The organism is Hydrogenophilus thiooxidans (genome assembly GCF_019049855.1).
Lineage (GTDB): Bacteria > Pseudomonadota > Gammaproteobacteria > Burkholderiales > Rhodocyclaceae > Hydrogenophilus > Hydrogenophilus thiooxidans.
Genome location: NZ_JAHLSY010000011.1, coordinates 1 through 15,016, shown reverse-complemented (window position 1 = coordinate 15,016; position 15,016 = coordinate 1). Strand labels below are relative to the sequence as shown.

Genomic DNA, 15,016 nt, shown 5'->3' with positions numbered 1-15,016 from the left:
CGAATCGTCATTGTGCGCGCTGCATCGTCCCTCCCAGCTCCGCAGCCCCCCCTCCGGTCGCAAATGGCTGCGCGAGCGCTTCCGGCGGCGCCGAACCGAGCAAACGGTACGCCTCGGCAAGATGCGCGCGGAAAAGGAAATCGAACTCGGTGACCGCCTCCAAGGGATTGTGGTCAGCAAACCACCAGAACCAATCCGACGCCTCACAATAAGCAAGCTGCTGGGCAACCACCGCACGTCGCGCTTCGTCCCACGTCGACCACCGCGCGTCGATCGCCTCTTTGAGCGCAACCAGCGCAGCCCACGCACGATTTTTCGCGTCGCTGCCGATCCACGTGGCCAGGTTGCCCTGAACCCAGCTGCCTGCGCGGACCCGTTCCAGGCGATTCGGTTCGTGCCGTGCCGCGACCGCCTCGCTGACGGTACGCATCACAAGTTTCGGGTGGTGGCTTAGCCGCTCATAAAGGAGCGTGAGGAAATCCCAGCCGTTGTTCGGGTAGTACTCCCAGGCATTTTCCCCATCGAGCGCGATGAGGACCGTATGCTCGCCCGCTTCCGGGCCATAGCTGGCAGCAATTCGCTCGAGCGCGGCCACCAGGTGTTCTACCGCGTCTTCGGCGCGCCAATGCTGGTAGGTGAATCCGATCATGTCGGACAGACCGTCGTCGCGGAAAAAAAGGCGGAGCGGCCGATCGCGCCAGGCGATCGGCGCAAAGAGCCCGTGCTTGCTCGCCAGATAGTCGGTGTCCCAGCCGCTTGCCTGCGCCGATGCGAACCACACCTTTTCGCCACTTGCGCACCACTTCACACCGTATTCGGCAAAAAGCGCGAGCGAACGCTCGCAAATCGCCCCTTCGGCAGGCCAAAGACCGTTCGGTCTGAAGCCGAACAGCTCCTCGAACAGCGCGAAACCGGCATTCAGATGCCAGCGCAGGCGTTCCGCGCCGCCCGGATACTTCTTCTCTGGGAGCGGATCTTGGGGACGGCTTTCATGCGCCGCGGCAAAATCGAGGAGCAGCGGCGCGATCGGATGGCCGTAAGGGGTCAAAGAAAGTTCGATCTGTCCGCGTTCGGCAAGTCGCCGATAGCGCTCGGGGAGCGTTGCGATCGTCTCGGCGATGACGCGCACCAACGCGCGCCGATCTTCCTCAGAAAAAGCAACTGCTTGCGCGGCGAGTCTGTGCAGCGTCGGCTCCTTTTGCCGCAGCGACACCCCGCACCAAGCCAGGTGGTACCAAGTGAGGAGATCGTAGAGGAACTGATCGTTGAGATAACGCAACCGCTCGCAACAGCAACCGAACCCCACCTCCTCGACCCAAGCCAGGAGGTGGTGAAAGTGGGGATGGGGATGGACCATCGTCGGTGGATTGGCGCGGCGGCACGCTTGAACCACTTGACGTCTGCCTTCGAGATCCTCCGGAAGCGGTACAGCACCGCTCAGCCAGTCGAGCAGGCGGTCACCGACCGGTTCGCCATGGTCGAGCAAACGGGCAAGGCGCACAGCGTAATCGGACAACTGGGTCAAGAGGGTTGGCGTCCAATTGACCGTCGCTTTCGCCGCCGGATGTGCTTCGAGATGCGCCGCCATCTCGCCGTAGTCCTTGATGGCATGGAGGTAGACCCACGGCAAACGGTAGCGCCCGTCCGGCTCTTTGTAATAGGGCTGATGCAGATGCCAGAGCAGTGCCACCCCCAACCGATTGCCCATCAGAAATCCTCCTGCGGATCGTAGTGGCGAAACGATTGGCCAAGCATTTCCGGCGTGACGACGACCAGACCCGATTGGGGGCAGCAGTAGAATCGTTCACGATCGGCTTCCCGATCGAAACCGATCTCCATCCCTGGCGGGATGCGGCAATGTTTGTCGATGATCGCGCGGCGAATCTTCGCATGCCGCCCCACTTCGACATTGGGTAGCAGCACCGATTCCTCCACCGTCGAATAACTGTGCAAGAAAGTATTGGTAAAGAGAACCGAACGGCGCGCGACCGCGCCGGAGAGGATGCAACCGGCGGAGACGAGGGAGTCCACCGCCATGCCGCGCCGCCCCTCGTCGTCGAATGCGAATTTCGCTGGCGGCCGCTGCGCCTGGTAGGTCCAAATCGGCCAGTTGCGATCGTAGAGGTTGAGCGGCGGCTCGATCGCGCAGAGATCCATGTTGGCTCGCCAGTACGATTCGATCGTCCCCACGTCGCGCCAGTAGTCGGGCTTTCCCGCTTCATTGACGAAACGGTAGGCAAAAAGGCGATCGCCCCGCTGCAACGCATACGGGATGAGATCGCGCCCGAAATCGTGGGTGGAATCGGCACGGTCGCGATCTTCGAGAAGAAGCGCATAGAGATATTCCGCGTCGAAGAGATAGATACCCATCGACGCCAGCGCGATCTCTGGCTGGCCAGGAATCGGCTCCGGCTGCGATGGCTTTTCCACGAAGCAGACTACTCGGTTCTCCTCATCCACCGCCATCACCCCGAAATGGGAGGCTTGCGCAAGCGGCACGGGAATGCACGCGATGGTGATTTCCGCACGTCGTTCGACGTGGCTGGCGAGCATCCGCGCGTAGTCCATCGTATAGACGTGATCGCCGGCCAGAATGAGGATGTAACGGGGACGGTGGCGGCGCAACAGATCGAGATTTTGTGCCACCGCGTCAGCGGTGCCCAGATACCACTCCTTCCCCATCCGTTGCTGCGCAGGGACGATCTCGATGAACTCCCCGACTTCGTGGCGGAGAAAATTCCACGCCCGCTGAAGGTGGCGAATCAGCGATTGGGCCTTGTACTGTGTGAGAACCGCAACGCGCGAAATCCCGGAATTGACGCAATTCGACAATGGGAAATCGATGATTCGGTACTTTCCGCCAAAAGGAACCGCAGGCTTGGCGCGCCAGCGCGTGAGGTGCTTCAGGCGATTCCCCTCCCCTCCAGCAAGAACTACTGCGAAAACCTGGCGCAAAATGGGAACCGGTGTTGTCGAGCCGTTTTGGTCAGTCGCTTCGGCCATAGCCTATTGCCATTATCGTCTCATCATTCTTTTCATTATAGTAGGAAACAGCATAGGCGCAAGAAAGTTATGGCAAAAGAGCGGTTAAGACGCGGAGAGGACCCTCCGATGGCTCAAGCCGCGATGCGGTTTCATTGTTCCAGCAGTACGGGGATGGGGAGACCGACCCGAACGTTGCCCCACAAGCGGCCATTGACGTGAATCGGCATCGCGATATCGGCAAGGGGATAGTTGCGGTCGAAAATGTCGATACCCTCTGCCGCCATTTCCGTGAGAATGGCTTGGACACGGTCGCGGAAACGCCGCGTTTCGGTCACTGCGTGGTCGAGCCGTCGGTTCGTCTGATCCGCGTTGTCGCGGATCAGGTCGGCGATTCCGCGAGCTTCCTTGGCACGCGCCATGATCTCTTCCACTTGCCCATTGAACGCGGCCACGCCTTCGCGCGCCACCTTCACCTTCGCCACGGAACCACGCAGCGCTTCGACCACTTCGGCTACCCGATCCAAATTGCGGTTCATCAACTCGTCGAGATGGTAAGCGTATTGAAGAAAGTCGCTTCGACCCAACGATAGAGACGCCAAAAAAACACCATTTCACACCTCACTTTGCGCAAAGGGGCGCCGCGTGCGACAATTCGCGTCGGTCTCTTTTCCCCGAATGGTTGGCACGATGAACGAATCCACCGCTCAACACGAACTCAACACCGTGATGGAAGAGCGCCGGCGCAAACTGGCCGCGTTGCGTGAACAGGGCACTACCTACCCCAACGATTTCGAACGCCTTCATTATGCCGCAAAACTGGCGGAGGCCTACGAGGAAAAAAGCCAGGAAGAACTGGAGCAATTGCGCGTTTCGGCAGTCGTTGCCGGCCGCATCATGCTCAAACGGGTGATGGGCAAAGCCAGCTTCATCACCCTTCAGGACATGTCGGGCCGCATCCAGGTCTATGTCGCAAGGGATTCCGTCGGTGCGGACCGTTACGCGGACTTCAAACATTGGGACATCGGCGATATCGTCGGCGTTTCGGGGACGCTCTTCAAAACGCGCACCGGGGAACTCACCATTGACGCCCAATCGATTCGGTTGCTCACGAAAAACCTGCGACCGCTCCCCGACAAATACCATGGGATCGCCGATCAAGAACTCAAATATCGGCAACGCTACGTCGACCTCATCATGAGCGAAGAGACACGGTTGCGGTTTGTCGCGCGCAGCCGCCTCATTCAGGCCATTCGAAACTACATGGTCGAGTACGGGTTCCTCGAGGTGGAGACGCCGATGCTCCACCCGATCCCCGGCGGCGCGAACGCGCGTCCGTTCATCACCCACCACAACGCGCTCGATATGGCGATGTATCTGCGCATCGCGCCAGAGCTCTACCTCAAACGGTTGGTGGTGGGCGGCTTCGAGAAGGTCTTCGAAATCAACCGCAACTTCCGCAACGAAGGGTTGAGCCCGCGCCACAACCCGGAATTCACGATGATGGAGTTCTACGAAGCGTACGCCGACTACCGCAAAATCATGGACTTTACCGAAGGGTTGCTGCGCCACGCCGCGCGGGTGGCGCTCGGCAGCGAAACGTTCGTCTATCAGGGGCGCACCCTCGACCTTTCTCGCCCCTTTGCGCGCATGACGATCGTCGAAGCCATTCACCACGTCCATCCCGGTTGGTCGGTGGCTCAGCTCAACGACCCCGACTGGTTACGCGCAAAACTCCACGAATTGGGAGTCGAAACCCGCCCCGAGCAAGGGGTGGGCGCGCTGCAACTGGCGCTTTTCGAAGAAACCACCGAAAGCGAACTCTTCGACCCCACCTTCATCGTCGACTACCCCGCTGAAGTCTCACCGCTGGCGCGACGCAGCGACACCAACCCAGAGATCGCAGAACGGTTCGAACTCTTCATCGCCGGGCGAGAGATCGCCAATGGTTTTTCGGAACTCAACGACCCCGACGACCAAGCCGAACGCTTTCGCGCCCAAGTGCGCGCGAAAGAGGCAGGGGATGACGAAGCGATGTATTTCGACGCCGACTACATTCGCGCGCTCGAGTATGGCCTCCCCCCCACGGGCGGCTGTGGGGTGGGGATCGACCGACTGGTGATGCTGCTCACCGATTCGCCAAACATCCGCGACGTGATCCTCTTCCCTGCGATGCGTCCGGAAGCGCATGGCTGAAAGGGCAGCATTGTGACCACCGAAGCGGCGCCGAATCAGTCCACTCTGCAGACGACCGAATTTGCGATCACCCGGCGGCTCGAGTTCGACGCGGGCCACCGAATCCCGGACCACCGGAGCCTCTGCCGCCACGTTCATGGCCACCGCTACGTCCTTGAGCTGACACTCGTCGGCGTGCTCGACCAAACCCCAGGGTCTCCCGAACGGGGGATGGTGATGGATTTCGGCGACGTCAAACGGATCGCGTGGGATCAACTCGTCAGCCGCTGGGACCATGCGTTGCTGGTTTGGAACGAAGATCCGATTGCCGAGGCAATCGCCGCGGTGCTTCCGGACCACCGCACCGTGCGTCTGGATGTGATCCCCACCGCCGAGAACCTTGCGCGCATCGCTTTCACAACCCTGGCCCCCCATTTCCACACACGCTACGGCCGCCATTTGCGTCTGGCGCGCGTCCGGCTTTTCGAAACCCCCAATTGCTGGGCCGATTATCCGCTGGAAATCGGCACGCACTAGCGCTATAGTGTTCGGTATCCCACTCTTGAGATACGAAGAGCGATGCCTCAGAGAGCAACGATCCGGCAACCCGCGGTGAGCGGGCTCTTCTACCCTTCCGACCCGACCACGCTCGCGGCACAAATCGCCGCCTATTTGGGCCGAACGCCCCCCATTCCTCGGTCCGACGTTCCGCCCAAAGCTTTGATCGTCCCCCACGCCGGTTACGTCTATTCGGGGCCGATCGCAGCGCAAGCCTATCGATTACTCATCCCGTTTGCCGACCGCATCCGGCGCGTGGTGCTCTTCGGTCCAGCCCACCGGGTCCCCGTGTTGGGTCTGGCGCTACCGGAAACTTCGGCTTTCCGAACGCCACTCGGTGACGTTCCAGTCGATGTCGCAGCCTCCGCTGTTGCGCTACAGCATCCCGACGTCGAACGGAGTGAGCGTGCGCACCTGCTGGAACACGCGCTCGAGGTCCAACTCCCGTTCCTGCAGCAAATCCTCGACGATTTCGCGATCGTCCCGTTCGTCGTCGGCTGGGTTGAACCGCACAAAGTGGCTGAGGTGATGACGCGGTTGTGGGGCGGGCCGGAAACCCTGATCGTGGTGAGTTCCGACCTCTCCCATTACCACCCCGACGCCGAGGCGCGTGCGCTCGATCAACGAACACTGCAACGCATCCTGGCGTTCGATCCGACGTTGGAGCCCGACGACGCCTGCGGCTCGACCGCGATCGACGCGCTGCTGATCGCTGCCGAGCGGCACGGCCTTACGCCTGAACTGATCGCTTACGGCACGAGCGCCGACACCGAAGGGCCACGCGACCGCGTCGTCGGTTACGCCAGTGTCGCGTGGTTTCCCGCACGCGGCACCGCCACGCCCCTGCATTGAGGAGACGATGACGCGAAAGCAAACGAGCAACGCACTCACGGTCGACGACGCACTCGGGCAGGCGCTCCTTGCCCATGCGCGTGCCGCGATCCATCACGCACTCACGGGCGAATCCCTGAGCGTGCCAGAAGACCCGCGACTTGACAAACCGGGGGCAACCTTCGTCACACTGACACAGAATCGCCAACTGCGAGGATGCATCGGTTCTCTCGAAGCCTACCGCCCGCTTCGCGAAGACGTGCGCGCCAACGCGCTTGCTGCCGCGTTCGAAGACCCGCGATTCCCCCCCTTGACGCGCGACGAATGGCCGTCGATCACGCTGGAAGTGTCGCTCCTTACGCCACCAGAGCCCCTCACCTTCACCGACGAAACGGCGCTGATTGCGCAACTGCGCCCCCACCAAGATGGCCTGATCCTTGCGGCAGGTCCCTACCGCGCCACCTTCCTGCCCCAAGTCTGGTCGCAACTTCCCGATCCGAAAACCTTTCTGGCAGCGCTCAAACAGAAGGCGGGGCTCGACCCTTTTCGTCCCGTTCCGGGACTGAAGGCGTGGCGCTACACCGTGACCGCTTGGCACGAACCCGCGCACCGTGAAGCGAGCGCATCGCAAGGAGCACGTCGATGAGCCACCCAGCGCAATTTTGGCGACCGCTTGCCGATGGTCGTCTGGAATGTACCCTCTGTCCGCGGCGGTGTAAATTGCGCCCGGGACAGCACGGCGCGTGTCTGGTCCGCGCCAACGAAGCCGGGCGCATGGTGCTCACCACTTACGGCCGCTCCACCGGTTTTTGCCTCGACCCGATCGAGAAAAAACCCCTCAACCACTTCTACCCCGGTACCGCGGTGCTCTCCTTCGGCACCGCAGGCTGTAACCTCGCGTGCAAATACTGTCAAAACTGGTCGATTTCCGCCGCAAAAGCGCTCGACGCGACGATCGGTGACGAGGGCACGCCCGAAACCATCGTCGCCGCAGCGAAAGCCACGGGCGCTGCGGGCATCGCGTTTACCTATAACGACCCGATCATCTTTGCCGAATACGCGATCGAGTGCGCGCGCGCCGCACACAATGCGGGGCTCTACACCGTTGCGGTGACGAACGGCTATATCGAACCCGAAGCGTACGCACCGTTCTTTAGCGTCATGGATGCCGCAAACGTCGATCTCAAGGCATTCACGGAACACTTTTACCAACGCTATTGCGGCGGTCATATCGAACCGGTCAAAGAAACGCTGAAGTACTTGGTTCATCACACCACGGTATGGGTCGAGGTCACCACACTCATCATCCCCACGCTCAACGACAGCGATGACGAAATCCGCGCGCTCGCCCGTTGGATCCGCGACGCGCTCGCTCCCCACGTTCCGCTCCACCTCACCGCGTTTCACCCCGATTTCAAATTGCGCGACCTTCCGCCCACCCCGCCGCAAACGCTCCACCGCGCCCGGGCGATTGCCAAAGCGGAAGGATTGTGGCACGTCTATACCGGAAACATCCGGGATCGTGACGGCAGTACGACTTTCTGCGCCGGTTGCGGCACTAGGCTGATCGCCCGTGACGGCTATGCGATCACCGCCTATCGCCTCACCCCCGAAGGTGCCTGCCCCGAGTGCCACCGCCCTTTGGAAGGGCGTTTCACCCACACGCCCGGGCACTTCGGCAACCGGCGCATCCCCATCCGGCTGACTGCGTAAGCAAGCGGCACAAAAACCTCCGGGGTCCTCGCGCAACCGCAATGAAACGCCACCGCCACCTGCCTGTTGGTATCAAGATCGAGCGCGGACTGTGGCTCGATGCCGAGCTTGCCTATCATGAGGAGTGCCACGGCTTGGCGCTCCTTTTCGACCCAACCGTCGTCCCGCGGCTGATCGATTTGCCCCTCACGCCCTTGGTCGAACCCCTCAAAGCACAAGGATGGGCCACGCTCACGGTTGCGCTCATCCCCTCGGTGGAAGCGGCGCACTGTGAAGCGCGCAGTTTTCAGATCGCCGAACTCACCGAACGGTGCCACAAGACCTTGGAATGGATCGACCATCAACCCTTCCTTTCCCCAATCGCCGACCTCCTGGTCGCAGTCGGTTGGAGCACTGCTGCCGCAGCAGCGATGCGGCTCATCGATCACGCCCCTGCGCGCTTTTGCGCGCTTTCGGCCCCCTTTGGGCGGCTCGATCTCGCTGGCGCGTCGGTCTTACGCCGTTGGGTTTTGCCGATCCAGCTCGTTACCGCAGCACAGAGCCACCTCAACCGACCCAATCAGAGCGCCTGGGCCCTGATCCCTTCTCCGCATAAGGTCTGGACGGAAATCGAAACGGATACGGATCCCGAAATGGTCTCCCCCGCGGTCGCGGATCGGGTCGTCACCCTCGTCTCCGAATGGCTGGGCGGTATAATCCCCGCCCATGATTCCTGACACGTTCCATCTCCCCAAAGCGGGGCAACGGGCGAAACTGCCGCTGCCTTTCCCAGGGCTCATTGCCCCCTACCTCGCGGAATTGAAGCGCCGCACGCGCGCCCCGCTTGTGCTCCTAGCGGCCAATGCCGCTGAAACCCTGCGGATCCAAGCCGAACTCACCTTTTTTGCGCCGGAACTCCGCGTCAGCCACTTTCCCGACTGGGAAACGCTGCCCTACGACCCCTTTTCGCCCCACCAAGACCTGATCTCCGAACGGCTCGCGACGCTCTTTGCGATCACGCAGCAGGGGGTCGACGTCGTCGTCACTTCGGTGGCGGCGGCGCTACCGCGACTTACGCCGCCTGCGTTCGTTGCCGGGCGAATGTTTCGCACCCGCAAAGGGGAAACGCTCGATCTGGCGGCGTTCAAAGCCCAATTGACCCTGGCCGGATACGAACCCGCGGCCCAGGTGCTTCGCCCCGGAGAATTCGCGATTCGCGGTGGGATCATCGACCTCTACCCGATGGGCGCAGCGCTCCCCTATCGGATCGAACTCTTCGACGACGAAATCGAAACCATCAAAACGTTCGACCCCGACACCCAGCGCACGCTCTACCCGGTGGAGGCGATCGAACTCTTGCCGGCACGCGAGTTTCCCACCGACGACGAGGGGCGCACGACCTTCCGCCGCCGTTTTCGCGAAACCTTCGAGGGCGATCCCAGCAAAGTGGCCCTGTACAAACAGGTCAGTCAGGGGTTGCTGCCCGCCGGGATCGAATACTATCTGCCACTCTTTTTCGACGAAACCGCCACCCTCTTCGACTATCTGCCCGACGCGCTCTGGGTCACCCTGGGTCCGGTTGCCGAAACCGTCACGGCCGATTGGCAAGAAGCGCTCGACCGCTACCGGCTGCTCAACACCGACCCGGATCGCCCGCTGCTGCCACCAGAGGCTTGGATGTTGCCGCCCGAGGCGTTTCACGGTCGGCTCTCTGCCTGTGCGCGGATCGACCTCTCGCTTCCCGAACGCGCTGAAGACGAGCTTCCCCCGATCGCCCTCGATGCGCGCGCCGAACAACCGGCTGCTGCATTGGCCGCATGGCTCGACGCCCACCGCGACTGGACCGTGCTCCTTGCCGTTTCCAGCGAAGGGCGCCGTGAAACGGTGCGTGAGAAATTGCGCGCGGTGGGCTGGGAACCGAGCGACGTGCGCGAGTGGGAAACTTTCCTGGCAGAAAGACCGCCACTCGCGCTCACGGTCGCGCCCGTGGAAAACGGCTTTCTCGACGCGGAACGGCGCCTCGCCTTTTTCGGTGAAGCGGAGCTCTTCGCGCATCTGGTGCGGCGCAAAGGAGGGACGAAACGCAAACACGCCGCACACGATCCCGAGGCGTGGATTCGCGACCTCACCGAACTCACCCCCGGTGCCCCTGTCGTGCACCTCGAACACGGAATCGGACGCTACCGAGGCCTCGTGCGCCTTGCCGGCCCTGAGGGCGAAGCGGAATTCCTCCACCTCGAATATGCGCGGGGCGCCGCGCTCTACGTCCCGGTGACCCAACTGGCGCTCATTGGCCGCTACCTGGGAACCGACCCCGAAACGGTGCCGCTTCACGAACTCGGTTCCGGTCAGTGGGAAAAAGAGAAACGCAAAGCGGCGGAAAAAGCGCACGATACCGCGGCAGAGCTCCTGGCGCTCTATGCTGAGCGGGCCGCGCGCGGTGGCGAACGGTTCGCATTCGACGCTGCCAGCTATGAAGCGTTCGCCGCGGGCTTTCCCTTTGAAACCACGCCCGATCAACAAGCCGCGATCGACGCGGTGATCGCCGACCTTACCTCTGGCAAAGTGATGGATCGGTTGGTGTGCGGCGACGTCGGTTTCGGGAAAACCGAGGTGGCGCTTCGCGCCGCGTTCCTGGCCGCGATGAATGGCCGCCAGGTGGCGATCCTCACGCCAACCACCTTGTTGGCCGAACAGCACACCGAAACCTTTCGTAACCGCTTCGCCGGTTGGCCGGTCCACATCGCCGAGCTCTCGCGCTTTACCAGCAGCAAAAACCAGAAAGTGACGTTGGCGGCGCTTGCCGACGGCACCATCGACATCGTGATCGGCACCCATCGCCTCATTCAGCCCGACGTGCGCTTTGCGCGGCTGGGGTTGGTGATCATCGACGAAGAACACCGCTTCGGCGTGCGCCAGAAAGAGGCGCTGCGCACCTTCTGCGCGCACGTCCATACCCTTTCGCTTTCGGCCACCCCGATTCCCCGCACGCTCGGGATGGCGCTCGAGGGGGTGCGCGACTTCTCGGTGATCGCCACCCCACCTGCGAAACGGCTGGCGGTGAAAACCTTCGTCGTCAAAAAGAGCGACGCGCTCATTCGCGAAGCCGTGGCGCGCGAACTGCGGCGCGGCGGCCAAGTATTCTACGTGCACAACGAGGTACGCACCATTGGCAATGCGCTGGAGGCGTTGCAAAAATTGCTGCCCAACGTCCGCATTGGGGTCGCGCATGGCCAGATGAGCGAACTCGAGCTCGAACGGGTAATGCGCGACTTCATCCACCAGCGGTTGCAGGTGCTCCTTTGCACCACCATCATCGAAACCGGTATCGACATCCCCAACGCGAATACCATCCTGATCGAACGGGCCGACCGCTTTGGACTGGCGCAACTGCACCAATTGCGGGGCCGGGTCGGCCGCAGCCACCACCAAGCGTTCGCCTATCTGATGCTCGACCCACACATCAAGCCGACCGCTGCCGGTGCGCGGCGGTTGGAAGCGATCGCGCAGGCGGAATCGCTCGGCGGCGGTTTCACGTTGGCGATGCACGATCTGGAGATTCGCGGCGCAGGGGAAATCTTGGGCGAAGCGCAATCGGGCGCGATCGAATCGGTTGGTTTCGCGCTCTTTACCCAGATGCTGCAAAACGCGGTTCGCCGCCTCAAAGCCCAGAACGCGGCATCGAAGATGCACGGCGAAGTGACTCAGACCGATACCTCAGCCTCAGAGTCGCTCCTTGCTGCGTTTGCGGTGACCACCGAAATCACCTTGGGCGAACCGGCGCTGCTCCCCGAAAGCTACTGTCCGGACATCGCAGTGCGCCTCGACCTCTACAAACGGCTCGCCGACGCTGCCGACGACGAGGCGGTCGATGCGCTCAAAAGCGAACTGATCGACCGCTTCGGGCCGCTGCCACCGCAAGCCGTTGCGCTCATCGCGACCCATCGGCTGCGCATTCGGCTGCTTGCCCACCGCGTTGCGCGGGTCGACGCCAACGGGCAGCGCATCCTGGTGCGATTCGCCAAGGATGCGCCCGTAGACCCGGCAAAAGTGGTCGCGCTCATCCAAAGCGACCGTTCGGTGCAGATCAAAGGCAGCGACACTTTAGTCCGAACCGGTTCGTTTCCCACCCATGCCGAGCGCGCTGCGGCCGTGGAGCGCCTGGTGCAAGCGGTAGCGGCCCAAACGAATCACGCCGCAATTGCGTAAAATCGCTCCTTTATCGTCCCACGACAAAAAATCTCCACCAGGGAGCAACCATGATCCAATACCTTTTGGAAAACACCAACATCGAGGCGTTCGAGCCGATGCCGACGCCTGCGGAAATCAAAGGGGCAGTGCCGCTCACCGAACGGGCTGCAACGACCGTTGCTACCGCGCGGCAAACGCTTACCGCGATTCTCGATGGGACCGATCGCCGCCTCTTTGCGGTGGTCGGCCCCTGTTCGATTCACGACCCGGAAGCTGGGCTCGACTTCGCACGTCGCCTCAAAGCCCTGGCCGACGAAGTCGCGGAAACGATCGTGCTGGTGATGCGGGTCTATTTCGAAAAACCCCGCACCAGTGTTGGCTGGAAAGGGTTCATCAACGATCCTTTCCTCGACGATTCGTTTCGCATCGACGTCGGCATGGAGCGCGCCCGCGCGTTCCTTCTTGCGGTGAACGAACTGGGGCTTCCTGCCGCCACCGAAGCGCTCGACCCGATCGGTCCGCAGTACTACGGTGACCTGGTCAGTTGGACGGCGATCGGCGCCCGTACGGTCGAATCGCAAACCCACCGTGAGATGGCTTCTGGCCTCTCCACTCCTGTCGGCTTCAAAAACAGCACCGACGGCAGCTTGGAGGTCGCGATCAACGCGATCCTTTCTGCCTCGCACCGCCACGCTTTCCTGGGGATCGACGAAAGCGGCCGCACCGCAATCGTCCGCACCAAAGGCAACCGCTACGGCCACCTCGTTTTGCGCGGTGGCGGCGGACGCCCCAACTACGATTCGGTCTCGGTCTCCCTTGCGGAACAGGCGCTCACCAAAGCGAAGCTACCGGCGAACATCGTGATCGACTGTTCCCACGCCAATTCGTGGAAAAAGCCCGAGTACCAGCCCCTTGTCCTCAAAGACATCGTTCATCAGATCCGGGAAGGGAACGGCTCGATCGTCGGCTTTATGGTGGAGAGCTTCCTTGAGGCTGGCAACCAACCGCTGCGCCCGCGTGAAGCGCTCCAATACGGCTGCTCGATCACCGACCCGTGCGTCGATTGGGCAACCACCGAGACGATGATCCGCTCGGCACACGAAGTATTGCAGCAGGTCTTGCCGGACCGGAAGCGGAGCGGATCGGCATCGTGAGCCTGCGGCTGCACCTTCTTGAAACCCCCGCGGCAACCGCGTGGCTCACCGCCCGGGGTATTGCCTACCGCCGGTTGCCCAGCACGCCCGGCCTTGGGGGAGCGGTCCGCGATGACGCGGCAACTACGCCCACTGCTACCGCCCCACTACCTGCCGCTCACGTCCTTGAGGTCACAACGCCGCTACCGCGAACCCATGCGCTTGACCATGAGCTTGCAGCGGCGCGCTGCGATTGGGGCTGGTGGTCTCCCTCGTGGAACTTTGCCGCGCTGCGCCTTTTCGTCACCGATATGGATTCGACGCTCATCACCGTTGAGTGCATCGACGAAATTGCCGAAGCGGTGGGCAAAAAAGCGGAAGTGGCGCGAATCACCGAAGCGGCGATGGAAGGGAAACTCGATTTTCGCGCCGCGCTCACGGCTCGGGTGGCGCTTCTCAAAGGGCTGCCGGCAACGGAACTCGACGCGATCGTTCGCACGGTCGTTCAATACACTCCCGGAGCACGGGCGCTCGTTGCAGCCCTCAAAGCGCAAGGAACCTTTTGCCTACTCGTTTCCGGCGGTTTTACCCACTTTACCGCACCGATTGCCGCGGAACTCGGCTTTGACGCCCACGTTGCCAACCGTTTGGAGATCGACGCACAGGGCCGGCTCACCGGCCGCGTTTTGGCACCGATCATCGACGCCGCCGCCAAAAGGGACGCGCTGCTGGCCGCACGCGCGCAGCTGGGTTGTGATCGCAACGCAATTCTTGCCGCAGGGGACGGTGCGAACGACCGCTTGATGCTCCAGGAAGCGGGACTACGCCTCGGTTACCGTCCGAAAGCGGTGCTTCTGCCTGAACTCAATCTGGTCTCGATGACTGCCGGGCTTGCGCTTCCGCTTTGGCTCTGCCGCTAACGTGTCTCCCACCCCACGATCCGCCGCGTGGTTTTGCTGAATTCCACCGCAAGTTCGATCACCCGCGTCACGCCCGGCGCGGTGCGATACGCAGATGCGTAATCACGCGCACGCAGCTGCGCCAACGCCGCACCCGTGGCCTGTTCCCCCTCGATGACCTTGAACTCGATCACCCAGACAGTCGCACCCGCTTGAACCACCAGGTCGATCCGCCAATCCCGGGTGTGCGCTTCGGCGAGCAGCCGCACGCCCGTGCTCGCCAGAAAGCTGTAAAAGAGGCTCGCGTAGTAGGCCTCGAGGTGACCGAGCGGATAGTGCCAGTCATACGGTATCTGCGCAAAGAGGTGCTCAAACTCGGCGCGCAGCGTCTCGCTGTCGCCTGCACGCAACGCCCGTAGCACCGTGAGGGTTGCTTCCACTTCGTGGCGCTGGGGTAGAAGCGCATCAAGAAGCGCTTCGTTCAATGCCACCCGAACCTCTTGGTTGGGGACGGTCAGCTCGTAAAGGAGGTGCCCCGCCTCCTCCACTTTCCGG

13 protein-coding genes are annotated in these 15,016 nt (G+C 62.2%); 9 read left to right on the top strand and 4 right to left on the bottom strand.

The features are described from left to right. Positions 1 to 7: 7 nt before the first annotated feature. From KUL93_RS06800 to KUL93_RS06790, 3 genes are all read right to left on the bottom strand, one after another. Positions 8 to 1,708 (bottom strand): glycoside hydrolase family 57 protein, encoded by a 1,701-nt coding sequence (locus KUL93_RS06800; protein WP_217126322.1) that lies wholly within the window; start codon positions 1,706 to 1,708, stop codon positions 8 to 10. Beyond that, positions 1,708 to 3,003 (bottom strand): glucose-1-phosphate adenylyltransferase, encoded by a 1,296-nt coding sequence (gene glgC / locus KUL93_RS06795; RefSeq protein ID WP_217126321.1) that lies wholly within the window; start codon positions 3,001 to 3,003, stop codon positions 1,708 to 1,710. The genes KUL93_RS06800 and glgC overlap by 1 nt, the downstream gene beginning before the upstream one ends. Positions 3,004 to 3,134: 131 nt before the next feature. Then, a complete protein-coding gene (locus tag KUL93_RS06790) occupies positions 3,135 to 3,521 on the bottom strand; it encodes a hypothetical protein (protein ID WP_217126320.1) in 387 nt (128 codons plus the stop codon). A gap of 151 nt (positions 3,522 to 3,672) precedes the next feature. Between KUL93_RS06790 and lysS the strand changes: the two genes are divergently transcribed. The 9 genes from lysS to serB are packed head-to-tail and all read left to right on the top strand — an operon-like array spanning position 3,673 to position 14,482. Continuing rightward, positions 3,673 to 5,178: a lysine--tRNA ligase gene (gene lysS, locus KUL93_RS06785; RefSeq protein ID WP_217126319.1), complete on the top strand. Its 1,506-nt coding sequence runs from the start codon at positions 3,673 to 3,675 to the stop codon at positions 5,176 to 5,178. Positions 5,179 to 5,190: 12 nt separating this feature from the next. Then, positions 5,191 to 5,694, top strand: a complete 504-nt coding sequence (locus KUL93_RS06780; protein WP_217126318.1) for a 6-pyruvoyl trahydropterin synthase family protein — start codon at positions 5,191 to 5,193, stop codon at positions 5,692 to 5,694. A 42-nt stretch (positions 5,695 to 5,736) separates the two neighbouring features. Then, positions 5,737 to 6,567 carry an AmmeMemoRadiSam system protein B gene (amrB, locus tag KUL93_RS06775; RefSeq protein ID WP_217126317.1) on the top strand — a complete coding sequence of 277 codons (831 nt, stop codon included), beginning with the start codon at positions 5,737 to 5,739 and terminating at the stop codon, positions 6,565 to 6,567. Positions 6,568 to 6,574: 7 nt separating this feature from the next. Next, complete coding sequence (amrA, locus tag KUL93_RS06770; protein ID WP_217126316.1) at positions 6,575 to 7,192, top strand: AmmeMemoRadiSam system protein A; 618 nt, start codon at positions 6,575 to 6,577, stop codon at positions 7,190 to 7,192. Beyond that, positions 7,189 to 8,259 carry an AmmeMemoRadiSam system radical SAM enzyme gene (gene amrS, locus KUL93_RS06765; RefSeq protein ID WP_217126315.1) on the top strand — a complete coding sequence of 357 codons (1,071 nt, stop codon included), beginning with the start codon at positions 7,189 to 7,191 and terminating at the stop codon, positions 8,257 to 8,259. Before amrA ends, amrS begins: the two co-directional genes overlap by 4 nt. A gap of 41 nt (positions 8,260 to 8,300) precedes the next feature. Next, positions 8,301 to 8,975, top strand: coding sequence for a hypothetical protein (locus KUL93_RS06760; RefSeq protein ID WP_217126314.1), 675 nt, complete (start codon positions 8,301 to 8,303; stop codon positions 8,973 to 8,975). Beyond that, a complete protein-coding gene (mfd, locus tag KUL93_RS06755) occupies positions 8,965 to 12,447 on the top strand; it encodes a transcription-repair coupling factor (protein ID WP_217126313.1) in 3,483 nt (1,160 codons plus the stop codon). The genes KUL93_RS06760 and mfd overlap by 11 nt, the downstream gene beginning before the upstream one ends. Before the next feature lie 50 nt (positions 12,448 to 12,497). Beyond that, complete coding sequence (locus tag KUL93_RS06750; RefSeq protein ID WP_217126312.1) at positions 12,498 to 13,583, top strand: 3-deoxy-7-phosphoheptulonate synthase; 1,086 nt, start codon at positions 12,498 to 12,500, stop codon at positions 13,581 to 13,583. Then, the gene (serB, locus tag KUL93_RS06745) at positions 13,580 to 14,482 is read left to right on the top strand and encodes a phosphoserine phosphatase SerB (RefSeq protein WP_217126311.1); all 903 of its coding nucleotides are present in this window, start codon (positions 13,580 to 13,582) and stop codon (positions 14,480 to 14,482) included. The genes KUL93_RS06750 and serB overlap by 4 nt, the downstream gene beginning before the upstream one ends. On the opposite strand, the gene KUL93_RS06740 is transcribed toward serB, so the two are convergent. Next, on the bottom strand, positions 14,479 to 15,016 hold a 538-nt coding region (locus KUL93_RS06740), incomplete at its 5' end, for a PD-(D/E)XK nuclease domain-containing protein (RefSeq protein ID WP_217126310.1). The genes serB and KUL93_RS06740 overlap by 4 nt on opposite strands.

What these genes read in the sequence shown, in the direction of transcription:
- KUL93_RS06760 (WP_217126314.1), top strand. Translation starts at nt 8,301, where the DNA reads ATGAAACGCCACCGCCACCTGCCTGTTGGTATCAAGATCGAGCGCGGA.
- mfd (WP_217126313.1), top strand. Translation starts at nt 8,965, where the DNA reads ATGATTCCTGACACGTTCCATCTCCCCAAAGCGGGGCAACGGGCGAAA.
- KUL93_RS06800 (WP_217126322.1), bottom strand. Translation starts at nt 1,708, where the DNA reads ATGGGCAATCGGTTGGGGGTGGCACTGCTCTGGCATCTGCATCAGCCC.
- KUL93_RS06750 (WP_217126312.1), top strand. Translation starts at nt 12,498, where the DNA reads ATGATCCAATACCTTTTGGAAAACACCAACATCGAGGCGTTCGAGCCG.
- amrA (WP_217126316.1), top strand. Translation starts at nt 6,575, where the DNA reads ATGACGCGAAAGCAAACGAGCAACGCACTCACGGTCGACGACGCACTC.
- amrS (WP_217126315.1), top strand. Translation starts at nt 7,189, where the DNA reads ATGAGCCACCCAGCGCAATTTTGGCGACCGCTTGCCGATGGTCGTCTG.
- amrB (WP_217126317.1), top strand. Translation starts at nt 5,737, where the DNA reads ATGCCTCAGAGAGCAACGATCCGGCAACCCGCGGTGAGCGGGCTCTTC.
- lysS (WP_217126319.1), top strand. Translation starts at nt 3,673, where the DNA reads ATGAACGAATCCACCGCTCAACACGAACTCAACACCGTGATGGAAGAG.
- KUL93_RS06790 (WP_217126320.1), bottom strand. Translation starts at nt 3,521, where the DNA reads ATGAACCGCAATTTGGATCGGGTAGCCGAAGTGGTCGAAGCGCTGCGT.
- glgC (WP_217126321.1), bottom strand. Translation starts at nt 3,003, where the DNA reads ATGGCCGAAGCGACTGACCAAAACGGCTCGACAACACCGGTTCCCATT.